Source organism: Pseudomonas sp. GV105 (assembly GCF_003058185.1).
Taxonomy (GTDB): Bacteria; Pseudomonadota; Gammaproteobacteria; order Pseudomonadales; family Pseudomonadaceae; genus Aquipseudomonas; species Aquipseudomonas veronii.
Window position 1 is genome coordinate 39,739 of sequence record NZ_QBUF01000005.1, and the last position, 22,187, is coordinate 61,925.

At 62.3% G+C, this 22,187-nt stretch carries 23 protein-coding genes; 16 read left to right on the plus strand and 7 right to left on the minus strand.

What is annotated here, in order from left to right; translation table 11 throughout:
- Position 1: 1 nt before the first annotated feature.
- Complete coding sequence (locus tag C8K66_RS10780; RefSeq protein WP_017845169.1) at positions 2 to 169, minus strand: lipoprotein; 168 nt, start codon at positions 167 to 169, stop codon at positions 2 to 4.
- Between the two features lie 238 nt (positions 170 to 407).
- On the opposite strand from C8K66_RS10780, the gene cyaY reads away from it, so the two are divergent.
- The 3 genes from cyaY (at position 408) to rnk (ending at position 1,518) form a co-directional block, all read left to right on the plus strand.
- Positions 408 to 755 carry an iron donor protein CyaY gene (gene cyaY / locus C8K66_RS10785; RefSeq protein ID WP_017845168.1) on the plus strand — a complete coding sequence of 116 codons (348 nt, stop codon included), beginning with the start codon at positions 408 to 410 and terminating at the stop codon, positions 753 to 755.
- Positions 756 to 757: 2 nt separating this feature from the next.
- Positions 758 to 976 carry a DUF1289 domain-containing protein gene (locus C8K66_RS10790; protein WP_026139803.1) on the plus strand — a complete coding sequence of 73 codons (219 nt, stop codon included), beginning with the start codon at positions 758 to 760 and terminating at the stop codon, positions 974 to 976.
- A 131-nt stretch (positions 977 to 1,107) separates the two neighbouring features.
- Positions 1,108 to 1,518, plus strand: a complete 411-nt coding sequence (rnk, locus tag C8K66_RS10795; protein WP_017845167.1) for a nucleoside diphosphate kinase regulator — start codon at positions 1,108 to 1,110, stop codon at positions 1,516 to 1,518.
- Here the strand turns inward: rnk and C8K66_RS10800 are convergent.
- The 3 genes from C8K66_RS10800 to C8K66_RS10810 form a co-directional block, all read right to left on the minus strand.
- The gene (locus tag C8K66_RS10800) at positions 1,515 to 4,355 is read right to left on the minus strand and encodes a class I adenylate cyclase (RefSeq protein ID WP_108524978.1); all 2,841 of its coding nucleotides are present in this window, start codon (positions 4,353 to 4,355) and stop codon (positions 1,515 to 1,517) included. The genes rnk and C8K66_RS10800 overlap by 4 nt on opposite strands.
- A 168-nt stretch (positions 4,356 to 4,523) precedes the next feature.
- Positions 4,524 to 4,778, minus strand: a complete 255-nt coding sequence (locus C8K66_RS10805) for a TIGR02647 family protein (RefSeq protein ID WP_017845165.1) — start codon at positions 4,776 to 4,778, stop codon at positions 4,524 to 4,526.
- Positions 4,779 to 4,930: 152 nt separating this feature from the next.
- Positions 4,931 to 5,215: a hypothetical protein gene (locus C8K66_RS10810; protein ID WP_108524820.1), complete on the minus strand. Its 285-nt coding sequence runs from the start codon at positions 5,213 to 5,215 to the stop codon at positions 4,931 to 4,933.
- A 125-nt stretch (positions 5,216 to 5,340) separates the two neighbouring features.
- Here C8K66_RS10810 and C8K66_RS10815 point away from each other — a divergent pair, with 125 nt between their 5' ends.
- Positions 5,341 to 6,000 carry a glutathione S-transferase family protein gene (locus C8K66_RS10815; protein WP_057004004.1) on the plus strand — a complete coding sequence of 220 codons (660 nt, stop codon included), beginning with the start codon at positions 5,341 to 5,343 and terminating at the stop codon, positions 5,998 to 6,000.
- 40 nt (positions 6,001 to 6,040) lie between these two features.
- Here C8K66_RS10815 and argH read toward each other — a convergent pair whose 3' ends face one another.
- Positions 6,041 to 7,435 (minus strand): argininosuccinate lyase, encoded by a 1,395-nt coding sequence (gene argH, locus C8K66_RS10820; protein ID WP_046381669.1) that lies wholly within the window; start codon positions 7,433 to 7,435, stop codon positions 6,041 to 6,043.
- 502 nt (positions 7,436 to 7,937) lie between these two features.
- Here argH and C8K66_RS10825 point away from each other — a divergent pair.
- The 7 genes from C8K66_RS10825 (at position 7,938) to C8K66_RS10855 (ending at position 14,327) form a co-directional block, all read left to right on the plus strand.
- A complete protein-coding gene (locus C8K66_RS10825) occupies positions 7,938 to 8,684 on the plus strand; it encodes a LytTR family DNA-binding domain-containing protein (protein WP_046381670.1) in 747 nt (248 codons plus the stop codon).
- Between the two features lie 138 nt (positions 8,685 to 8,822).
- On the plus strand, positions 8,823 to 9,764 hold the full coding sequence (gene hemC / locus C8K66_RS10830; RefSeq protein WP_017845160.1) for a hydroxymethylbilane synthase: 942 nt from the start codon (positions 8,823 to 8,825) through the stop codon (positions 9,762 to 9,764).
- Positions 9,761 to 10,519, plus strand: a complete 759-nt coding sequence (locus C8K66_RS10835; protein ID WP_057004003.1) for a uroporphyrinogen-III synthase — start codon at positions 9,761 to 9,763, stop codon at positions 10,517 to 10,519. Before hemC ends, C8K66_RS10835 begins: the two co-directional genes overlap by 4 nt.
- Before the next feature lie 18 nt (positions 10,520 to 10,537).
- Positions 10,538 to 11,653 carry a uroporphyrinogen-III C-methyltransferase gene (locus C8K66_RS10840; protein ID WP_046381672.1) on the plus strand — a complete coding sequence of 372 codons (1,116 nt, stop codon included), beginning with the start codon at positions 10,538 to 10,540 and terminating at the stop codon, positions 11,651 to 11,653.
- A gap of 5 nt (positions 11,654 to 11,658) precedes the next feature.
- Positions 11,659 to 12,900 (plus strand): heme biosynthesis protein HemY, encoded by a 1,242-nt coding sequence (locus C8K66_RS10845; protein ID WP_017845157.1) that lies wholly within the window; start codon positions 11,659 to 11,661, stop codon positions 12,898 to 12,900.
- 237 nt (positions 12,901 to 13,137) lie between these two features.
- Positions 13,138 to 13,659 carry a disulfide bond formation protein B gene (locus C8K66_RS10850; RefSeq protein ID WP_046381673.1) on the plus strand — a complete coding sequence of 174 codons (522 nt, stop codon included), beginning with the start codon at positions 13,138 to 13,140 and terminating at the stop codon, positions 13,657 to 13,659.
- A gap of 209 nt (positions 13,660 to 13,868) precedes the next feature.
- Positions 13,869 to 14,327, plus strand: a complete 459-nt coding sequence (locus tag C8K66_RS10855) for an Rsd/AlgQ family anti-sigma factor (RefSeq protein WP_017845155.1) — start codon at positions 13,869 to 13,871, stop codon at positions 14,325 to 14,327.
- Between the two features lie 54 nt (positions 14,328 to 14,381).
- On the opposite strand, the gene C8K66_RS10860 is transcribed toward C8K66_RS10855, so the two are convergent.
- Positions 14,382 to 15,059, minus strand: coding sequence for an FKBP-type peptidyl-prolyl cis-trans isomerase (locus C8K66_RS10860; protein WP_046381674.1), 678 nt, complete (start codon positions 15,057 to 15,059; stop codon positions 14,382 to 14,384).
- A gap of 192 nt (positions 15,060 to 15,251) precedes the next feature.
- Between C8K66_RS10860 and C8K66_RS10865 the strand changes: the two genes are divergently transcribed.
- Complete coding sequence (locus tag C8K66_RS10865; RefSeq protein WP_108524822.1) at positions 15,252 to 16,280, plus strand: AlgP family protein; 1,029 nt, start codon at positions 15,252 to 15,254, stop codon at positions 16,278 to 16,280.
- Here C8K66_RS10865 and C8K66_RS10870 read toward each other — a convergent pair.
- On the minus strand, positions 16,277 to 16,741 hold the full coding sequence (locus C8K66_RS10870; protein ID WP_108524824.1) for a TIGR02444 family protein: 465 nt from the start codon (positions 16,739 to 16,741) through the stop codon (positions 16,277 to 16,279). The two genes, C8K66_RS10865 and C8K66_RS10870, sit on opposite strands and share 4 nt — an antisense overlap.
- Positions 16,742 to 16,791: 50 nt before the next feature.
- Between C8K66_RS10870 and C8K66_RS10875 the strand changes: the two genes are divergently transcribed.
- The 4 genes from C8K66_RS10875 to C8K66_RS10890 all read left to right on the plus strand — a co-directional run bounded on the left by C8K66_RS10875 (position 16,792) and on the right by C8K66_RS10890 (position 22,185).
- Positions 16,792 to 18,702: an ATP-binding cassette domain-containing protein gene (locus C8K66_RS10875; RefSeq protein ID WP_017845151.1), complete on the plus strand. Its 1,911-nt coding sequence runs from the start codon at positions 16,792 to 16,794 to the stop codon at positions 18,700 to 18,702.
- On the plus strand, positions 18,702 to 19,274 hold the full coding sequence (locus C8K66_RS10880; RefSeq protein WP_108524826.1) for a mechanosensitive ion channel family protein: 573 nt from the start codon (positions 18,702 to 18,704) through the stop codon (positions 19,272 to 19,274). Before C8K66_RS10875 ends, C8K66_RS10880 begins: the two co-directional genes overlap by 1 nt.
- A gap of 88 nt (positions 19,275 to 19,362) precedes the next feature.
- Positions 19,363 to 19,995 carry a LysE family transporter gene (locus tag C8K66_RS10885; RefSeq protein ID WP_026139801.1) on the plus strand — a complete coding sequence of 211 codons (633 nt, stop codon included), beginning with the start codon at positions 19,363 to 19,365 and terminating at the stop codon, positions 19,993 to 19,995.
- Between the two features lie 294 nt (positions 19,996 to 20,289).
- Entirely contained in the window at positions 20,290 to 22,185 is a 1,896-nt protein-coding gene (locus C8K66_RS10890; RefSeq protein ID WP_046381677.1) for an FTR1 family protein, read from the plus strand.
- Positions 22,186 to 22,187 lie beyond the last annotated feature (2 nt).

Genomic DNA, 22,187 nt, shown 5'->3' on the forward strand with positions numbered 1-22,187 from the left:
CTTAGTAAGTGTCGTGCTTATGCGCTTTGGCAGGCTTTTGCGACGATTGCGCCTGTTCATTCGGGTCTTTGCTGTCATCGGGCAGATACAGCGGGCCTTTTTGACCACAGGCACTAACGAGGCAAGCGACCGCGACGAGCGCAGCAAGGGAAGAGATCAGGCGCTTCATGGCGAAATCCTTGAATATGCATTAATTGCGCCCGAGTATACCGACCACCCGCCAGCTTGCCTATGCGCCGGAATACCCGTCCGGCGGGGGTTTGCCGACATAACTGCGAAGCTGGCTACGCTAGTCAGGGATATTTCTTACCGCCATCGGTAATGAACTCGGTATCCTTTGCAATCGGCGGAGCGCGTCCGTATCGTGCGGCGCTTGAGCAAAACCAGACACTTTTGAGGTTGCCGCAATGAGTTTGACCGAAGCCCGTTTTCACGACCTGGTGGATTCGACCCAGAACGCGCTGGAAGATATTTTCGACGACAGCGGCCTGGATGTGGACCTGGAAAGCTCGGCCGGGGTGCTGACCGTCAAGTTCGAGAACGGCACTCAACTGATCTTCAGTCGCCAGGAACCGCTGCGCCAACTGTGGCTGGCGGCACGTTCCGGTGGTTTTCACTTCGATTACAACGAAGAAGACCGCAATTGGCAGTGCGATACCAGCGATGAGCTGCTCAGCGAAATGCTCGCGCGGCTGGTTCAGGAACAAGCCGGTGTCGAGCTCGGCTTCGATGAGCTGAACCCCGACGAGAATTGATGGTGAGCCAGCCTGCAATCGTGCGTCCGCCCAAGCCGTTGTTCAGTAATGTCAGCCCGGCGGTGCCATCACCTTGTATCAGTTTGTGTCGGCTGGACGAGGCAAAAGTCTGCCTTGGCTGCTTTCGCCATGTGGAAGACATCCGTGAATGGCGCTCCGCCGATGATCAGCGGCGACGCGTGATCGTGGCCCAGGCCGAGCGGCGCAAAGTCGGGCCTTGAGCCCGTCTTGTTTATTTGCGGTGCTGTGGTAGTGTCCGGGTACACCTCAACTCATCGAGGTCCGTGAGAACCCCGCCTTTTCCTGGCGGGGTTTTGCTTTTTTGTGCAGAAAAAAGGAGTCTGCCTGAATCATGACCGCACCTTCCATCATTCTTACCCGTCTCGACGTGCAGCGTCTTGAGCAACTGATCGACCGTGTCGGCGAGAATTCGCCAGGTGTAGAAGCCCTGCAGCACGAACTCGACCGCGCCGAAGAAGTGGTTGGCCACGATGAAGTGCCTGCAAGCGTCGTGACCATGAACTCCAGCGTGCATTGCCGCGAGCAAGGCAGCGGCAAGGACTATCACCTGACCCTGGTTTACCCCAAGGATGCGAATGCCGACGCGGGCAAGATTTCGATCCTGGCGCCGGTGGGCAGCGCGTTGCTCGGCCTGAAAGTGGGCCAGCACATCGACTGGCCAGCACCCGGCGGCAAGACCCTCAAGCTCGAACTGCTCAGTGTTGAAGGCCAGCCCAAAGACGGCGGCGCCTTTTCGCTTTAAATCTGCTTCAGCGCGTCATTGAGCGCCTGTTCCAGCTCGGCCTTGTAACGCAGGTACAGATTGCTCGGGCTTTGTACGTCGCCGAGCAGGCCCGAGAGATCCAGATCAGTGATATAGCAGCGGTAGCGCTCGGTTTCGCGGCGCTGCCCGACGATCTCCCGGGCGACCACTGCAAACAGCTGGTCGCCAAACTCCAGTTCGGAAAACTCCCGCTGATTGCAGTACAGGGTGATCCCCACCTGGCCCGGCGCCGCCTTGCCGATAATCGCCTGCACGTCATAAAACGGCTTGTTGGCCGGGTTTTGCGGGGCCGGCCGAGGCTCGATACCGCGTGCGCGATTGCTGCCCGACGGCAACAGTTGGTAATACAAGGTTTGCACCGCGCCCAGCGGTTCTTGCGGGTCCAGGGGCGACAGCGCGTCCCGGCGATAGATGATCGACTGCAGAAAACGCTGCAACGGCGCCAGCAGGCTCTGTTCATCATGGAACGGCAAGCGTTGCTGCCAGAGCGCGTTGAACTCATCCAGCACATACAGCTCGGCGAAGCCTTCGTTGACCCGGTAAAACACCTGCACGCATTCGGCCATGCCCATCGGCAGCAGCAGCGCCAGGTCGTGGTCTTCCAGGGCCATGGCGTCCAAGTGCAACGGGCTGTAGCTGGCCAGTTCTTCGCTGAGGTAGGCGATCAGCGCGTCCTGGGTCGCCAGTGAGACGTGGGTGGCCTGGCCGGGCATCAGCTCCATCACGTGATAGTGCTGCTGCACCTGCAGCAAGTAGCGATGGTTGCCCTGGCCCAGCAGCAGGTTCTGCGCGGTGTCGAAGATTTCTTCCACGCGCTGGGCAATGAACTGTGCGCGGTTGTGGCAGAAGCAGCGCACCCGCAGGCGTGGCAGGTGGTCCGACGGCAACTGGTTGAGGTAGTCGCGCAGGCAGTCGAGCAGGGCATGGGGACCGTCGTAGCGGCTGACCATCACCTCGTTCCAGCTGTTGAGCGTGACCTGGTCGAGGGTCAGCACCAGGTTTTCGCGCACGCCGGCGTAACTCAGGGAGTCGGTGCGCTCGGTGGTCATCAGGATGTTCAGGTCGCGATGGTGCTTGAGCGGGTCGACGCCGACGTTGATCAGCAACAGCACTTCTTCCGGCACCGCCGAGCGCAGCAGGCGCTCTTCATCGACGCTGGCCAGGGGCAGGGCGATGGTCTGTTGCAGGCTGCCCAGCAGGTTGAACAGTTCGAATTCGGTCATGTCGCTGACGCCTGGGTGCAGCGCCAGGCGCGTGCTGCTGTCGATCACGCCGTTGCGGTGGCACCAGGTGAGCATTTCCAGCAGGTCGCGGCTGCGCTTGATCGGCGCGAAGTGCTCCGATTCCAGGGCGGTGAGGTTGCCGTTGTACAGGCCCCAATGATGCTGGCCCGGTTCCTTGCGGTTGGCCGATTGCACCAGGGTCAGGGTGTCTTCGGCCAGGTCCGGGGCGATGCCGGGGTTGATGAATTCGACCTTGCCGGCCTTGCGTTCAAACGCCGCGTACAAGCGACGGCCAAGCACATTGAGGTCGCGCTTGTTGATCAGGCTGACGGTTTGTTCGGTGCGGGCGAACTGGGTCAGAAAGCGATAGCTGTAGTTCAGCTCATTGACCAGGGCGCGGCGCTCGGAGGCGACCTGGCGTACTTTCCATTGGCTGCGGCTGTCGAGCAGCGCCAGTTGACGCTGGTCCCAACCCCATTCATGGGCCAGGCGTTCCAGCAACAGGCGCTGCCAACCGACGGTGCGCTGGCCGGCGCTGAGCTTGCGGTTGACCTTCAAGTACAGCGCGCGCCGTACCAGTTCCAGGCGTTCCGGTTCGTTGCGCGCGTTGAGGTATTCCTCGATGCGCCGGTAGACCACGACGTAAGGGTCCAGCTCGTCCAGGTCCATCCGGTTGGCGAACACCGCCCGTTTGAAGCGCAGGCTCAGGCACTGCACGTTCGGGTGCTCGCTGGCGTAGACCTCGGTCAGCAGCAGCTTGAGCAGCGACTTGTAGGGCGATTCGATGCCCTTGAACAATTGCCACAGCCCGGCGCCAATGAATTCGCCGGGCGGGATGCGCGCCAGGTGGCCGAGGTCGAGGGTTTCATCGGCGCGGATAAAGCGTTTGGAAATCAGCGTGTGGGTGAACTCGGCGTAGCGCACTTCTTCATACACCGGCACCAGCCACCAGATCGGTGTGCGGCCGGCGAGCCAGATGGCGGTGCGATAGAACTCATCCAGCAACAGATAATGCTGGGTGGTGCCGCAGTCGTCGGAGCTCAGTTGCGTGTCGCGTTCGCCCAAGACAAACCGGCTCGGCTCGATCAGGAAGAAGTGCGCCTCGGCGCCCATGCTCTGGGCCCAGGCTTCCAGTAACTGGCATTTCTTGCGCAGCTCGACCAGTTCGTTGTCGCTCAGGTCGGGGGCGTGGCATACCCACACGTCCATGTCGCTCTGGTCGGCTTGGGCCAGTGTGCCGAGGCTGCCCATCAGGAACAGGCCATGGATCGGCTGCGGCGGGTTGCCGTGGCGCGGTTTGTAGGAGAACGAACGGGTCAGGCGCTGGGCTTCGCTCAGGGCCTGCGCGTCGGGTTCGAAATTCGACAGCCCGGCCGGGGTGCTGCCCGACACGTAACCGGGCAACAGCGGGTGATTGACGTGGAAAAACAGCGGCAGCAGGGTCAATACGCTTTGCTGGCGTGGCGTCAGCCCTTCGAGGGCCCGGGCCATGCGCCCTTCGTTAAGCGCCATGAACCGCGCGCGCAGTTGGGCCAGCACCTTGCGGTCGATGCCTTCGTCCAGGTCGGGGCGGATCTCATGGGTGCGGGTCATGTCGAACTCGGCGGCGTGCAAGGCCCGACATGGGCGGCCGTGTAGGAGTTTACATTCAGAAGCGTAGGAGGTTTAGAGGGGAAACGGTTTTTGGCGTCAGAATTTTATCCGGTTCGCGGCAATGCCCTCGGAATCCGCCGCGGCGGACTCCATGGGCAGTATCCGGAATCAGGCAGCTTCTTTGGTTGCGGCGGTGGTCAGGATGGTCAGCAGGGTTTGGGCTTGTTCTGCAGCGTCCCGGCCAAGGCTGGTCAGGTAACCGCCGTCCGGTTGGTCGATCAGTTTTTTCTCGAACAGGCGTTTGGCGGCGGCGATAGCAGTCGGTGCGGCAGTCTGATGGACTTTCAGACCTTCCTGGGAGCTGTCCAGGTTGAAGAGTGCAAGGATTTCCAGTTCGGCAACCAACTCAGGGGTATACGACATAGGGACTCCAGACTTTCTAAGAATTTGTTAGAGGCTAGCAGGCCCTAAGGTGAACGTACTTTGGCGGGCTGTCCAGTGGGAAACTCGCGGCTGTTGATATGGCGCAGTGTTGTGGCGAGGAAGCAGGCTTCCCGGCCACACGGGCGCTCGCTTCAGGCGTTTTCAGGCGGCAGCTCGGGCAGTGCGCGCAAGGCGGATTCATACCATTGGGTATCGAAGGCGCGGTCTTCGTCGAGCATCTTGTCGATTTCCACCGCCAGCACATGGGCCATCATGTTCAAAATCACTTCGCGCTCGTAACCCACCAGCGTCAGCTTGTTGAACGTGGCCTTGGCGGCGGGCGGATTGTCGCTTTCGATCTGGTTTTCGATGGCCTGGGTCAGCGTGCTTTCGGTGAACGCTTCTTCGTCGTTGTCGATATCGGTCGGCTCGCTCATGGCAGGCTCCTCAAGAAAAGGGCGCCAGTCTACCCCCATTCAGGCAGGTGATGCTGCTAGCCAGGTTGGTCGGGCGGATCTATAACTCATGCAGCCAACCCCGCACATGGCCTGGAGGCTTTGCGATGCTCAAGCTCTACGGATTTTCGGTCAGCAATTACTACAACATGGTCAAGCTAGCGCTCTTGGAGAAAGGCCTGGCATTCGAAGAGGTGCCTTTTTTTGCCGGGCAAACACCCGCCGCCCTGGCGATCAGCCCACGGGGCAAGGTGCCGGTGCTGGGTGTCAAACAGGGCTTTATCAACGAAACCAGCGTGATCCTCGAATACATCGAGCAAACCCAGGAAGGCCCCTCGCTGCTGCCGGCCGAACCGTTTCAGCGCGCTCAGGTGCTGACATTGTGCAGGGAAATCGAGCTGTACATCGAGCTGCCCGCCCGCGCGTGTTTCGCCGAAGCGTATTTCGGCATGCCGGTGCCGGAGGCGATCAAGGACAAAGCCCGGGTCGAGTTGCTGCTGGGGGTGGGGACGTTAGGTCGGCACGGCAAGTTCGCGCCTTACGTTGCGGGGGAGAGCTTTACGATTGCCGATCTGTATTTCATGTACAGCCTGAACCTCGCCTGCGGCGTGGCCGAGAAGCTGTTCGGCCTGGACCTGTTGGCTGAATTGCCGACGGCCAAGGCATTGCTGGAGCGTTTGCACGCCATGCCTAACGCCCTGAAGGTGGCGGCGGACAGGGAAGCGGCGATGCCGGCGTTCATGGCGATGGTGGCGGCGAAGAAGTGATCAATGTGGGAGGGAGCAAGCCCCCTCCCACATTTTCGACCTAGCGGCTGGCGAGCAGGACCTGACCGCGCACGACGGCGGCCTTGACCTGGGCCGGCGCGGTACCGCCCACGTGGTTGCGCGCATTCACCGAACCTTCCAGGGTCAGCACGGCAAACACGTCCTGCTCGATCTGGTCGCTGAACTGGCGCAGTTCTTCCAGGCTCATTTCCGCCAGGTCCTTGCCGCTTTCCACGCCGTACTTCACGGCATGGCCGACGATTTCGTGGCAGTCGCGGAACGGCAGGCCACGGCGCACAAGGTAGTCCGCCAGGTCGGTCGCGGTGGAGAACCCACGTAGCGCCGCTTCACGCATGATCGCGTGCTTGGGCTTGATCGCCGGGATCATGTCGGCAAAGGCACGCAGCGAATCGCGCAGGGTGTCGGCGGCGTCGAACAGCGGTTCCTTGTCTTCCTGGTTGTCCTTGTTGTAGGCCAGGGGTTGGCCTTTCATCAGGGTCAGCAGGCCCATCAGCGCGCCGAATACGCGGCCGCTCTTGCCACGTACCAGCTCCGGCACGTCGGGGTTTTTCTTTTGCGGCATGATCGAGCTGCCGGTGCAGAAGCGGTCGGGCAGGTCGATGAACTGGAATTGCGCGCTGGTCCATAGCACCAGTTCTTCGGAGAAGCGCGACAGGTGCATCATCGCGATACTGGCGGCGGCGCAGAATTCGATGGCGAAGTCGCGGTCCGACACGCCGTCCAGGGAGTTGCCGCCCACGGCGTCAAAACCCAGCAGTTGTGCGGTGTACTCGCGGTCGATCGGGTAGGTGGTGCCCGCCAGCGCGGCGCTGCCCAACGGCATGCGGTTGGCGCGCTTGCGGCAGTCCACCAGGCGCTCGTAGTCGCGGCTGAGCATTTCGAACCAGGCCAGCAGGTGGTGGCCGAAGGTTACCGGCTGTGCGGTCTGCAGGTGGGTGAAGCCGGGCATGATGGTGTCCGATTCACGCTCGGCCTGTTCCAGCAAACCTTTTTGCAGGCGGGTGATTTCGGCCAGGATCAGGTCGATTTCGTCACGCAGCCACAGGCGGATATCGGTGGCCACCTGGTCGTTACGGCTGCGCCCGGTGTGCAGTTTCTTGCCGGTCACGCCGATGCGATCGGTGAGGCGGGCTTCGATGTTCATGTGCACGTCTTCCAGGTCGACGCGCCAGTCGAACGTGCCGGCTTCGATCTCACCGCGGATGGTGGTCAGGCCGTCGATGATGCTGTCGCGCTCGGCGTCGGTCAGCACGCCGACCTTGGCCAGCATCGTGGCGTGGGCGATCGAGCCCATGATGTCGTGGCGGTACAGGCGCTGGTCGAAGGTGACGGAGGCGGTGAAGCGGGCGACGAAGGCGTCGACGGGTTCACTGAAGCGGCCGCCCCAGGACTGGTTGGTCTTGTCGGTGCTCATGGATTCGCTCGTGATCTGCTTAAAAGAGGCGTGGAGGTGTGCCGACGATAATAACAGGGTTGCCCGTGGAGGCGGTGCTGCGGGTGGTCGGCATTTTATTTGTGCCAAGCATGGCTAAGTGCCTTGCCGCCGACCGCGTCCGGGAAGAGACTGGGCAGAGGTGCTTATTGAAACGATATTTGACGAATGAGCAATGTCGTCTCGGCGAGCGTCTACAGTTGGACTGAGTAGTGTGTGAATGCACCAAAGTCAGGTGATGCGGTCATAACCCTGACTACCATTAAACAAGGGGGGTATTCGGATTGTGTATCAGCAAACCCTACGACGATGCCCAAGGGCGGCAGGTTTTGGGCGCTATTGAACAGGTCCGGATAAATATGAGTGCCACTCTCAGGGCACTTTTTGCCGCTCGCGCTAGTCTTAGCGTGGATCGCTGTGACGCAAGTCACCGCACCTGTCTACGCTATCCTTGTGCGAGACTCACGCAGGAATCCAGCGCAATATGAATGTCCTGATCGTTGATGACGAACCCCAAGCCCGCGAGCGACTGAGCCGTCTGCTCAGCGAACTCGAGGGTTATACAGTCCTTGAACCGAGCGCCAGCACGGGTGAGGAGGCGTTGACGTTGATCGACAGCCTCAAGCCGGATGTGGTGCTGCTCGACATCCGCATGCCGGGCCTGGATGGCCTGCAAGTCGCCGCCCGCCTGAGCGAGCGCGAATCGCCGCCGGCCGTGGTGTTGTGTGCCGCCGAGGAAGAATTCCCTGCCGAAACCCTGGAAGCCAGCGGTGTCAGCTTCCTGGCCAAGCCGGTGACTGCCGAGGTGTTGCTCAAGGCGTTGAAAAAAGCCGAGCGCCCCAATCGCGTCCAGCTCGCCGCCCTGACCCAGCCCGCCGCCCAAAGCGGTAACGGGCCGCGCAGCCATATCAGCGCGCGCACCCGTAAGGGTATCGAGCTGATCCCGCTGAGCCAGGTGATCTACTTCATCGCCGATCACAAGTACGTGACCCTGCGTCACGAGTCTGGCGAAGTGCTGCTCGATGAGCCGCTCAAGGCCCTTGAGGATGAATTCGGCGACCGTTTCGTGCGTATCCACCGCAACGCGCTGGTGGCCCGCGAGCGCATCGAGCGCCTGCAACGCACGCCCCTGGGGCACTTTCAGTTGTTCCTGAAAGGGCTTAACGGCGATGCTTTGATCGTCAGCCGCCGCCATGTCGCCGGCGTGCGCAAGATGATGCAGCAGCTTTAGTCCAAGGGCTGCAGCGCGCTCTATCGTCGTGATCCCGGTGCGCTGTGGCCAGGGAGGCCCCGCACTTGCTGATTCAAATCAAAGCGAATTTGCCTGAGCTGTTATTATCTGCCGTATCTATTCAGTACGGATTGATCCATGTCCTCTCGCGAAATCCGCATCGCCACCCGTAAAAGCGCCCTGGCCTTGTGGCAGGCCGAATACGTCAAAGCACGTCTCGAGCAGGCCCACCCTGGGCTCCAGGTATCCCTGGTGCCCATGGTCAGTCGCGGCGACAAGCTGCTCGACTCGCCGCTGTCGAAGATCGGCGGCAAGGGTTTGTTCGTCAAGGAACTGGAAACCGCGCTGCTGGAAAACGAAGCCGACATCGCCGTGCATTCGATGAAAGACGTGCCCATGGACTTCCCCGAAGGCCTGGGCCTGTTTTGCATCTGCGAGCGCGAAGACCCGCGCGATGCCTTTGTGTCCAATACCTACGCGTCCTTGGATGAGCTGCCGTTGGGCAGCATCGTCGGCACTTCCAGCCTGCGTCGTCAGGCCCAGTTGCTGACGCGTCGCCCGGATCTGCAGATCCGCTTCCTGCGCGGCAACGTCAACACGCGTCTGGCCAAGCTCGATGCCGGTGAATATGACGCGATCATCCTCGCGGCGGCCGGTTTGATCCGGCTCGGCTTCGAAGACCGCATCACCTCGGTCATCAGCGTCGAAGACAGCTTGCCTGCCGGCGGGCAGGGCGCAGTGGGCATCGAATGTCGCACCGCCGACAGTGAAATCCACGCCTTGCTCAAACCGCTCGACCACCACGACACCGACGTCCGTGTCACCGCCGAACGTGCCCTGAACAAACACCTCAATGGTGGCTGCCAGGTGCCGATCGCCTGCTATGCGGTGCTCGAAGGCGAAAACCTGTGGTTGCGTGGCCTGGTGGGCGACCCGGAAGGCGGCAACTTGATCACCGCGCAAGTGCGCGGGCCGCAGCGTGATGCGACGGCGCTGGGGATCCAGGTCGCCGAAGAGCTGCTGGACCAGGGCGCCGGTGCCATCCTGCAAAAAGTCTACGGCGAGGCCGGCCCGCAGTGACCGATTGGCGTGTGCTGCTGACGCGGCCTGCCGAGGAGTCTGCGCTGTTGGCGGCGTCGTTGTCGGATGTCGGGATTTTCAGCAGCAGCCTGCCGTTGCTGGAGATCGAAGCCTTGCCGGTCACGCCTGAGCAGCAGGCGGTCTGGGCTGACCTGGGCCGCTATTGCGCGGTAATTGTGGTCAGCAAACCGGCGGCGCGCCTTGGCGTGCAACGCCTGGAGCGACACTGGCCGCGGTTGCCGTGGTTCAGCGTGGGTGCCGCCACCGCCCAGGTACTGGCCGATCAGGGCCTGGACGTTCATTATCCGCCCAGCGGCGACGACAGCGAGGCCTTGCTGGCCTTGCCCGCCTTGCGCGAGGCCATTGCGCGCACCGATGCGCGGGTGCTGATCCTGCGCGGCGAGGGCGGGCGAGAGCTGCTGGCGGAGCGTTTGCGCGAGCAAGGTGCTAGTGTCGACTATCTGGAGTTGTATCGCCGTTTCCTTCCGGCCTACGACCCGGGTGTACTGATGCAGCGCATCCAGTTGGAACGCTTGAACGGCCTGGTGGTCAGCAGTGGGCAGGGTTTTTTGCACCTGCAGGCCCTGGCCGGTTCGGATTGGCCACAGGTGGCCCGGCTGCCGTTGTTCGTGCCCAGCCCGCGAGTCTATGAGATGGCGCGGGCGGCTGGCGCAGAAAAAGTTGTGGATTGTCGCGGCGCGAGTGCCGCGGCTTTGTTAGTGGCGTTACGGAGCCATTCCGTTCCCACTCTCTGATACGCAAAGGATGGATACGTGAGCGAAACAGCCTTGCCTAAAGATGAAGCTCAGCCCGCGCTCGATGCGCCGGGCCAGACACCGGTCACTGCGCCGCGCCGTGGCAATGGCCTGGCAATCGTCGCCTTGCTGCTGGGTGCTGCGGGCGTTGCCGCCGGCGGGTGGGGGATCTGGCAGGTCCGCACCCTGCAAGCCAGCAACCAGCAACAGCTGAGCCAGGTAAAGAGCCTCGACGACCAGTCCCAGACCCTCAAGCAAAGCCAGCAACAGTTGGCTGCACGCCTGGCGCAATTGCCGGGCGCGGACGAGCTGGAGGAGCGCCGCCGCTTGCTGGCCCAGTTGCAGGGCGACCAGCAGCGTTTGGGCCAGCGCCTGGAAACCGTGCTCGGGGCCAGCCGCAAGGACTGGCGCCTGGCAGAAGCCGAACACTTGATTCGTCTGGCGAGCCTGCGCTTGTCTGCCCTGCAGGACATCAACAGTGCGCAGTCGCTGGTCCAGGGCGCCGACGAGATTCTTCGCGAGCAGAGCGATCCGGGTTCCTACGCCGCGCGCGAGCAATTGGCCAAGAGCCTTGCCGCGTTGCGCAGTACCGAACAACCGGACCGTACCGGGCTCTACCTGCAATTGGCGGCCTTGCGCGATCAAGTCGTGCAACTGGCGGCGATTGCGCCGGAGTACCAGCTTCAGGAGCCGACATCCCATGGGCGTCCGACCACCGATACGGAAAACCGCTTGAGCCAATGGTGGGAGCAGCTCTCGCGTTACTTCCGCATCGACTTCAACCCCGATGACAACATTCGCCCACTGCTCGCCGGCCAAGGCCTGAACCAGGTGCGCCTGGCCCTGAGCCTGGCCCTCGAGCAGGCGCAATGGGCTGCGCTCAATGGCGAGGCGGCGGTGTACAGCCGTTCGCTGGGTGAAGCGCGCAGCGTGTTGCAGGACAACTTCAACCAGGACAACCCGCAGAGCAAAGCGATGCTCGCGCGTATCGCCGAGCTTGAGCCCAAGGCCGTCTCGGTCGTGACTCCGGACCTGGCCGCCAGCCTGGCCGCCGTGCAGGCATACCTTGAACGTCGTCACTTGCCTGCCGAAGAAGCCAAAGCTTCGGCCGGCACGCCGGCGAGCCAGGAGTAGAGCCGATGAAGCGTTTCTATGTGATCCTGGTGCTGGCGATCGCGGTCGCCCTGGCGCTGGCCGTGGGCATTTCGAAACACACCGGCTACGTGTTGATTACCTATCCCCATCTGCTGCATTACGAGTCGAGCCTGTGGGCTACCCTGGTGGCGGTATTTGTCATCGGCCTGGCGATCTACCTGATTCGTGTGCTGTTGAGCCTGTTGAGCACCTCGGGCGGCGTGGTCAACCCATGGTCGCGGCGTAACCGCAGCCGTCGCGTGCAGATCGCGATCGAGCACGGCCAGATGGACCTCGCCGAAGGCCGCTGGGCCAGTGCCGAACGCCACCTGCATCGTGCCGCCGAAGCCGAACGCCAGCCGCTGCTGTATTACCTTGGCGCGGCCCGGGCGGCAAACGAGCAAGGGCGATATGAAGAGTGCGACGGCCTGCTGGAGCGCGCCCTCGAGCGACAGCCCCAGGCCGAACTGGCGATTGCCTTGAGCCATGCGCAATTGCAGACGGACCGTGGCGACACCGACGGCGCGCTGACCACCTTGCAGGCCATGCACGAGCGTCATCCGCATAACGCCCAGGTGCTGCGCCAGTTGCAACGCTTGCATCAGCAGCGGGGCGATTGGTCGTCGGTGATTCGTCTGTTGCCTGAGCTGCGCAAGGACAAAGTATTGCCGGCCGGCGAATTGGCCGAGCTGGAGCGCCGCGCCTGGGGTGAAAACCTGAGCCTGGCCGCCCAGCGTGAAGAGCAGGGCGAAGCGGGGTTGCAGGCGCTTGAGCGCGCCTGGCAGCAACTGACGTCCGCCCAGCGCCAGGAGCCGCCGTTAGTGCTGGCCTACGCCGAGCAACTGCGCCAGCTGGGCGCCGATGCCAAGGCCGAAGAGGTGCTGCGCGGCGCGCTCAAGCGTGCGTATGACAGCCACCTGATCCGCCTGTATGGCCTGTTGCGCGGCAGTGACCCGGCCCGTCAGTTGAAGTTTGCCGAAGGCTGGCTCAAGGATCATCCCGGTGATGCCAGCTTGCTGTTGACCCTCGGGCGCCTGTGCCTGCAAAACAGTCTGTGGGGCAAGGCGCGGGACTATCTGGAAAGCAGCCTGCAGGTGCAGCGTAACCCCGAGGCGTGTGCCGAACTGGCACGCCTGCTGGCCCAGTTGGGTGACACCGAGCGCAGCAACCAGCTGTTCCAGGAAGGCCTGGGCCTGCTGGACAACCGTCTGCTCGCCTCACCGTTGCCCGCGCCGGTGCGGGGTTGAAGCAGGAACAGGTACGAGGGTTGGCTCGGATGCATCCGACAGCCAACCCTTGGGTTCTGTGTAAAGACTCGATTTAACTGGGTTCGTAATACATTCCTACGTTGCGTCAGGTTATGTCCTCCAAGCTCTGGCGGGATGTCCCTACGTTTTAACGGAATCGTCTGCTCTAACGCGTATTGAAAGGGGTCAGGCCTTTCCTCTACCGTAACGGCCTATCTCTCGCGGTACGGATAAACAATGTCTTTGGCCCCCTCACGCTCCTTGTTTTTCCTGGCGTTCATGGCCGGTGCGCTGACGTTGGGTGCGTCTTTCTACCTGGAATATGGCGCGCTGCTGCGGCCCTGCTTTCTGTGCCAGGTTCAGCGGCTATTCCTCGCCACCTTTACGTTGATCAACCTGGTCGCGGCTGTTCATAACCCCAAGCGCTACGGCATCTATGGGTACGGGTTGGTGAGCATGGGCTGTGCCGCGCTAGGCGCAATTACCGCAGTGCGCCAGGTGTTGCTGCAGAACACTGCGTCTGATCAGGCTGGCGATTGTTGGCCCAGTTTGCAGTACATGCTCGAAAACCTGTCGTTCTCGCAGGCGCTGCGCTCGATCTTCAACGGTACCGTCGACTGCGTGGAAATCACCTGGACCCTGTTCGATTTGAGCCTCCCGGAGTGGAGTCTGTTGTTTTTCGTGGCGATGTTGATCCTGGGTTTCATGCAGTTTTCACGGCTGATATTCAGCCAACGCTTGCGCCTGTCGACACGCTGAAAAGTGGTCGCAAGTTGTAGGACGGGATTAAACACTTGTATGAACTTTCTCTCCTGCGTACCTTGAAGCCATAGTCATGCGGGCATAATCTGGCCCGCATGCGTTATTGAAACCGTTGTCAGATGCGGCTTTGTCCGGCTGCCGCTTTATCCTTGAAGTACTGCGCGGGCACAGAGTGGCAGCGCCCCCTATAGGGAAGAGAGATCATCATGCTGGAAAGTTGTCAGAATGCTCAGGAACGCTGGGGTGGGGTGCACAAGCTGATCGACAGCTGGTTGAAGGCACGCCACGAACTGGTTCGGGCGTTTGATGCTCTCGGCGAGAAGCCCGAAGCATTAGCGATGAATCGCAAGCCGCTGCAGGCGTTTTGCGGTGTCTTGGTGGACTACGTGTCTGCCGGTCATTTCGGCGTCTACGAACAGTTGACCAAGGAGGCGGAAGCCTTTGACGATCAGCGTGGTCTTGAATTGGCCGAGACCCTCTACCCACGCATCGATGTGATCACCGAGAAGCTGCTGGCGTTCAATGACCTGTGTGATGCCGGCAAGTGTGTTGCCGAGAAATTCAAAGAGCTGGGCGGCCTGCTCCATGAGCGTTTCGAGTTGGAGGATTGCCTGATCGAAGTGCTGCACAATGCTCACCGGGATGTGGCTGTCGCCCCGGCCTGACCGTTGCTGATGAGATAAAAAAACGGTGCGTATGACGCGCCGTTTTTTATTGGATCAATGCCGGGTGCCGAGCAATTCGATCTCGAATACCAGAGGCGTGTAAGGCGGGATCAACGTGCCAGCACCGTCGGCGCCATAGGCCTGTGCCGATGGAATCACCAGGCGCCACTTCGCGCCCACCGGCATCTGTTGCAGCGCACTGCTCCAGCCGCTGATCACACTGTCCAGACGAAACCATTGCGCCTGGGTGCTTTGATCGAACACCGTCCCATCGGGCAATCGCCCCACGTATTTCACCTGAACCTCATCACTGGCCAACGGCTTGTTGCCGCTGCCGGGCGTGAGTTCCGTGAGCAGAACGCCATCGGCCAATTCGCGCACGCCGCTCGCGGCTTTTTCCTGGGTCAAAAACTGCTGTTCGGCCGTCAGTGCTTTTTCACTTTGCGGTACCTGAGCATCGGCTTCGTCCTGCGCTTCATGCTGCGCCAGGAGTTGTTCGATGCGCGCGTTATCCAGTGCCAGCGGTTTACCTTGATAGGCTTGCTTGAGGCCCTCGATCAAGGCCTGGATCTGCAGGTCGGGGACTTCCTGGCGCAGCCGCTCACCGAGGCTGGCGCCCAGGCTGTACGCGAGGTCGTGCGCGTCCGGGGCAGTGGTTTTGGATGACGCTGGCTCGCTTGCATTGGCCACGGAAATCGCCAAACCAAGCGCAAGAAAAAGGTAACGCGACATGGGTCTTCTCCAGCCGAAAGTGCGACGGATTATGCCAGTGTGAGAGGGTAAAAAGTGGCGTGGTTTTTCGTTATATCGATAAGATTTTTCGCACGGTGCAACGCAAGGCAAACGATACTGTCAACATGCCCTAGCGGCGGTAAGAGCAGAGGGCTAGTATGAGCCGCACCCACGTCAGCCAGGAGGTAAACCATGTCGGCCAAACAGAAGCCTGTAAATACCCCGTTGCACTTACTCCAACAACTCTCGGGCAGTCTGCTCGAACATTTGGAAAGCGCGTGTTCCCAAGCCTTGGCTGATGCAGAAAAACTGCTCGCCAAGTTGGAAAAACAACGCGGTAAAGCGCAAGAAAAACTGCATAAGTCCCGCACCAAATTGCAAGACGCCGCCACTGCCGGCAAAGCCAAGGCTCAAGCCAAAGCCAAAGACGCAGTCAAAGAACTTGAGGACCTGCTGGACGCCCTCAAGGATCGCCAAGCCGAAACCCGCACCTACATTTCCCAACTCAAAAAAGATGCTCAAGAAAGCCTGAAACTGGCCCAGGGCGTTGGTCGTGTGAAGGAAGCTGTATCGAAAGTGCTGGGCGCTCGTACACCGGCAAAAGCCGTTGCCGCCAAAGCGCCGGCTAAGGCCGCCGCCAAGCCAGCTGCCAAGACTGTTGCTGCAAAACCAGCTGCCAAGCCAGTTGCCAAGACCGCTGCTGCAAAACCGGCCGCCAAGCCAGCTGCCAAAACGGCTGCTGCAAAACCAGCCGCCAAGCCAGTGGCTAAAGCCGTTGCTGCCAAACCAGCCGCCAAGCCAGCCGCTAAAGCCGCTGCTGTAAAACCGGCTGCCAAGCCAGCTGCCAAAACGGCCGCTGCCAAACCAGCCGCCAAGCCAGTGGCTAAAGCCGCTGCTGCCAAACCAGCTGCCAAGCCAGTGGTTAAAGCCGCTGCTGCCAAACCAGCTGCCAAGCCAGTGGTTAAAGCCGCTGCTGCCAAACCAGCTGCCAAGCCAGTGGTTAAAGCCGCTGCTGCAAAACCAGCCGCCAAGCCAGTGGTTAAAGCCGCTGCCGCGAAACCAGCCGCCAAGCCAGTGGCTAAAGCTGCTGCTGCAAAACCAGCACCGGCCAAGCCAGCCACCCCGGCAGCATCGGTTGCTACCCCAGCAGCGCCAAGCGCATCGACCAGCACCCCTGCGTCGGTCGCGCCAAGCAACAGCACTCCAACCAGCGCTTCCTAAGTGCCGGTGACTGCGACGCGCAGCTGCTGCAGCGCGTCGTGGTCAAGGTTGGCGGCTCCCTCAGCCGCCAGGCCTTCCAACCATCGTTGACCCATCGCCTCGCCTGTCAGCCATGTCGTTGCCAGCGTTTCAAGGCGCGCCAGCAACTCGCGTTCCGCGTCCAGCTCCAGGGCTTTGACCCGCTCCCGTAACGCCGCCAAGGCCGCATCCTGCTGCGCCACGGCCCGCCATTGCCGGCGTACCTGTCGCAACGGTTCAACCACCTGCGATTGCCAGGGCTCGGCGATATGCCTCAGCGCCAGCGCGCGTTCACGCGTCAGCGCCACGCCCCGCTGTTCCAGCCACGCCCCGCAGAGCAACAGGCACACATTCGCGCCTTGTTCCTGCACACGCAGGCATGCAGCCTCGACGCCCGGGCGGGCGTAAGTCGAGAGGGCAAAGCTCCACAGGTCAGCGCACATATTCACACCCAAGCCAGCGGCCAACGAAGCTGGTAGACTCCGCCGCCATTATGATCCGACTTCAAAGCCTAACATTACAGCGTGGCCCGCAACGTCTTCTCGAAGACGCCGAGCTGACCCTGCACGCCGGTCACAAAGCCGGCCTGATCGGTGCCAACGGCGCCGGCAAATCCACGTTGTTCGCCCTGTTGCTGGGTGAGCTGACCCCGGACTCCGGGGACTGCTTGCTGCCGGCCGACTGGCGCATCGCCCATATGCGCCAGGAGATCGACACCCTGGACCGCATCGCGATCGACTACGTGCTCGATGGCGACCTGCGTCTGCGCCAGGTGCAACACGACCTGGCCGCGGCCGAGAAAGCCCAGGACGGCGCCGCTCAAGCCCGCCTGCACGCGGAACTGGACAGCGCTGACGGCTACACCGCCGACGCCCGTGCGCGCAAGATGCTCGCCGGCCTTGGCTTTACCAACGAACAGATGGACCGCCCGGTCGCCGACTTCTCCGGCGGCTGGCGCATGCGCCTGAACCTGGCCCAGGCACTGATGTGCCCCTCGGACCTGTTGCTGCTCGACGAACCGACCAACCACTTGGACCTCGATGCGATCCTGTGGCTGGAGGATTTCCTCAAGAGCTACCAGGGCACCTTGCTGCTGATTTCCCACGACCGGGATTTCCTCGACGCCGTGGTCGACAACATCGCCCACGTCGAACAGAAGAAAATCACCCTCTACCGTGGCGGCTACACCGCATTCGAACGCGCTCGCGCCGAACGCCTGGCCCAGCAACAGCAGGCGTTCGAGAAGCAGCAGGCGCAGCGCGCGCACATGGAAAGCTACATCGCCCGGTTCAAGGCCCAGGCCACCAAGGCCCGCCAGGCCCAGAGCCGGATCAAGGCGCTGGAGCGCATGGAAGAACTGTCGGCGGCCCACGTCGATTCGCCTTTCGATTTCGTGTTCCGCGAGTCGGTGAAGATCTCCAGCCCGTTGCTCGACCTGTCCGATGCCCGCCTGGGCTATGGCGAGAAAACCATCCTCGAGAAGGTCAAGCTGCAACTCACGCCGGGTGCGCGCATTGGCCTGCTCGGGCCGAACGGCGCGGGCAAGTCGACGCTGATCAAGAACCTGTCGGGCGAGCTGCAACCCCTGGCCGGTCGCCTGACCCGTGGCGAGAACCTGGTGGTCGGCTACTTCGCCCAGCATCAGTTGGACTCCCTGGACGCCAAGGCCAGCCCGTTGCTGCACCTGCAGCGCCTGGCGCCGACCGAACGCGAGCAGCCCCTGCGCGACTTCCTCGGCGGCTTCGACTTCCGTGGCGCGCGCATCGATGAGCCGGTGCTGAATTTCTCCGGCGGCGAAAAAGCCCGCCTGGCCCTGGCGTTGATCGCCTGGGACCGGCCGAACCTGTTGCTGCTCGACGAGCCGACCAACCACCTCGACCTGGAAATGCGCCTGGCGCTGACCATGGCCTTGCAGGAGTTCAGCGGTGCGGTACTGGTGGTGTCTCACGATCGCCACTTGCTCAAGAGCACCACCGACAACTTCCTGCTGGTGGCCGACGGCAAAGTCGAAGAGTTCGACGGCGACCTCGACGACTACGCGCGCTGGCTGACGGAATACCGCCTGCGCAACGCGCCGACCAGCAACACCCCGGTCAACCCGGACAAAACCGACAAGAAGGCCCAGCGCCAGGCCGCTGCCGCCCTGCGTCAGCAGTTGGCGCCGCATAAGCGCGAAGCCGACAAGCTGGAAGCCGAGTTGGGCAAGGTCCACGAGCGCCTGGCCAAGATCGAAACCAGCCTGGGCGACAGTGCTGTGTACGAAGCCGCGCGCAAGGATGAACTGCGCGATCTGCTGGCCGAGCAGGCCAAGCTCAAGGTCCGTGAAGGGCAGTTGGAGGAAAGCTGGATGGAAGCCCTCGAACTGCTCGAAAGCCTGCAAGCGGAGCTGGAGGCGCTGTCCTGATGGACGCGCTGCAACTGCCGCTGCCGGCGCAATGGGTCGCCCCCGTGTGGATCGGCGTGCAAATCCTGCTGATCCTGCTGACCGGCTACCTGACCCAGCGGTTTGTCGCCAAAGGCCTGACCCGCCTCGGCGAGCACTACCCCTTCCCGCCGCAGCTGTTGATGCCGCTGCGTGGCGGCTTGCGCTGGCTGATCATGGGCAGTGCGCTGATCTTCGTGCTGGAGCGCCTGGGCGTGTCCGCCACGGTGTTGTGGACCGCGCTGTCGGGGTTTGTCGCGGTGGCGGCGGTGGCGTTTTTCGCCATGTGGTCGGTGTTGTCCAACCTGTTGTGCGCGATCCTGATCTTCACCGTCGGGCCGTTTCGCCTCGGTGATGTGGTCGAGCTGGTGGACACCGTCGACAAGCCCGGCGTCAAAGGCCGGGTAGTGGCGATCAACCTGCTTTACACCACGCTGATCGAAGTGGAAGAGGCGGGGACCGGCGGCGTGACGGTGCAGGTGCCCAATAGCCTGTTCTTCCAACGCTCGGTGCGCCGCTGGCGCGACAGTGCTGTCCTCCCGGGCCAGCGCTAGCGTTCACATCTTGCAAAAAACTATAGCCAGCCTTCGGTCGGCAGCGTTAGCTTAAGGCACAACCGCAAACTCGCTGCTGAGGTGTGCAATGGCACTCGACACATGGCTGGCTTTTTTCCTCGCTAGTTGGATCATTTCCCTTTCTCCTGGCGCAGGCGCCATCGCCTCGATGTCCAGTGGCCTGCAATACGGTTTCCTGCGCGGCTACTGGAACGCCATCGGCCTGCAAATCGGCCTGGCGATGCAGATCGCCGTGGTCGCGGGCGGCTTGGGAGCCATTCTGGCGGCGTCGTCCACCGCGTTCTATGCGATCAAATGGTTTGGCGTGGCGTACCTGGTGTACCTGGCCGTCAAGCAATGGCGCGCGCTGCCCATGGACATGACCGATGACGCCGCAGTACGGCCGATCGGCAAGCCGATGGCGATGATGTTCCGTGGCTTTCTGGTCAACGCCAGCAACCCCAAGGCGTTGGTGTTCATGCTCGCGGTGCTGCCGCAGTTCGTGAACCCGCAGGCGCCGCTGCTGATCCAATACCTGATCCTCGGCGCGACGATGATCAGCGTCGATATGATCGTGATGGCGGGCTATACCGGCCTGGCGTCGAAAGTCTTGCGCCTGTTGCGCACGCCCAAGCAGCAAAAACGCATGAACCGCACGTTTGCCGGGTTGTTCGTGGGGGCTGCTGGCTTCCTCGCCAGCTTGCATCGCGCGACGGCTTGAACCCGGACCGGGCTGAAGAAACCGAATCGACAATGTGGGAGCGGGCTTGCTCGCGATAGTGGAGTGTCAGTCACCGAGTCAGTCGGCTGACCCACTGCTATCGCGAGCAAGCCCGCTCCCACATTGTTTTTGCGTTGCCTGTGCGCGTTGGGGGCAGCGCAGAATCGTCGGGCGTGGCGTCATTGCTACAGCTCAATCTGCTCTGTTACTCAAAATACAAATCACTTACACCTTGAGTCAAATCTCATAAAGCTCAACAATGTGTTACTTCGTATTTCCCTTTGAGATTCGTTCATGACTGCCCCCTTCCGTTTTCTCGCCTGGCTGCTATTGCCGGCGTTGATGTCGTGCAGCTTCAATCTGTTGGCCGCGCCTGCCGAGGGCGCCACGAAAGCCCTGCATTTGCTGGACTACATCGGCGCGGACTATCCGCCGACGGTAGCGGCGGGCAAGGTCGTCGATGAATCGGAATACCGTGAGCAGGTGGAATTTCTGGGGGTATTGCAGGGCCTGGTGGCTGAGCTGCCGTCCAAGCCCGAGCGCGCGGAATTGGTCAAAGGGGTCGATGAATTGGTCGCGGCCGTGACCGCTCGTCAGGATGGTGCCAGCGTGGCCCGCCAGTCCCGGCAGTTGGGCGCCAAGCTGGCGGCGGCGTATGAAGTCAGCCAGGCCCCGGCGATTACGCCCGACCCGACCCGCGGCGCACCACTGTATGCCCAGCACTGCTCGGTCTGCCACGGCACGGCCGGCGCCGGTGATGGCCCGGCGGGCGTCGGCATGACGCCGCCGCCAGCGAACCTGCAGAACGCGGAGCGCCTGGACCGCCTGAGCCTCTATGCGATCTACAACACGCTGGGCCTGGGTGTCGAAGGCACGGACATGCCGTCCTTCGCCGACCAACTGGACGACCGCCAGCGCTGGGACCTGGCCACCTACATCGCCGGCTTCACGGCCGACCCGGCTGCCGCGAAGAGCGCGCAACCGTTCAACCTCGCCGACCTGGCCCGCCAGACCCCCAATGAAGTGTTGGCCGCCAACGGCCCGGCCGCTGCTGCGACGTTCCGCGCCCAGCGTGCCCAGCCGCCGCAGGTCAAGCGCGGCCCGGCGCAGTTGCTCGACTACACCGCCGCGACCCTCGACAAGAGCCTTGCGGCGTTCCGCAGCGGTGACCATGAGCAAGCCTACGACCTGTCGGTAGCGGCGTATCTGGAAGGGTTCGAGCTGGTGGAAAGCTCCCTGGACAACGTCAACGCCAACGTGCGCAAAGACACCGAGAAGGCCCTGATGGCCTATCGGCAGTCGTTGCAGGACGGCTTGCCGCTCGAACAGGTGCAGCAGCGTCTGGATGCCGCCAAGGGCAAGCTCACCGAATCTGCCGGCTTGTTGGGTGGCGATGGCCTGAGCTGGTCGTTGAGCTTTATCTCAGGCTTGCTGATCCTGCTGCGCGAAGGTCTGGAAGCGATCCTGGTGCTGGCGGCGGTCCTCGCCTTCCTGCGTAACACCGGCCAGGAATCGGCGGTGCGCGGCGTCCATGTCGGCTGGGGCCTGGCCTTGTTGGCCGGCTTGGCCACCTGGGCGTTGGCCGCCTATGTGATCGATGTGAGCGGCGCCCAGCGCGAATTGCTCGAAGGTTGCACGGCGTTGTTTGCCAGTGTGATGGTGCTGTGGCTCGGCGTGTGGATGCATGACCGGCGCCACGCAGCGGCCTGGCAGGACTACATCAAGAGCAGCCTGGTGGGCGGCGGTGGCCGTTTCGGCTTCGCGCTGCTGGCGTTCTTCTCGGTGTACCGCGAGCTGTTCGAAGTGATCCTGTTCTACGAAACCCTGTGGTTGCAAGCCGGCCCGGCCGGGCACAACGCCGTGCTGGGGGGTGGCGCCACGGCGCTGGTGCTGTTGGTGGGCCTGGCGTGGGTGATCCTGCGCGGTTCGGCGAAGCTGCCATTGGCGCTGTTCTTCGGGATCAACGCGGCGCTGCTGTGTGCGTTGTCGGTGGTGTTCGCCGGGCACGGCGTGAAGGCGTTGCAGGAAGCCGGCATCTTCGGCACGCGGCCGGTGGCGTTCTTTGACTTCGACTGGCTGGGTATCCACGCCGATGCCTACTCGCTGAGTGCGCAGGTGGTGGCGATCCTGGCGATTATGGTGATGTATGGCCGCAGTCGGATCGCCGACAAGCGCCGGCTGGCGGCATAAGC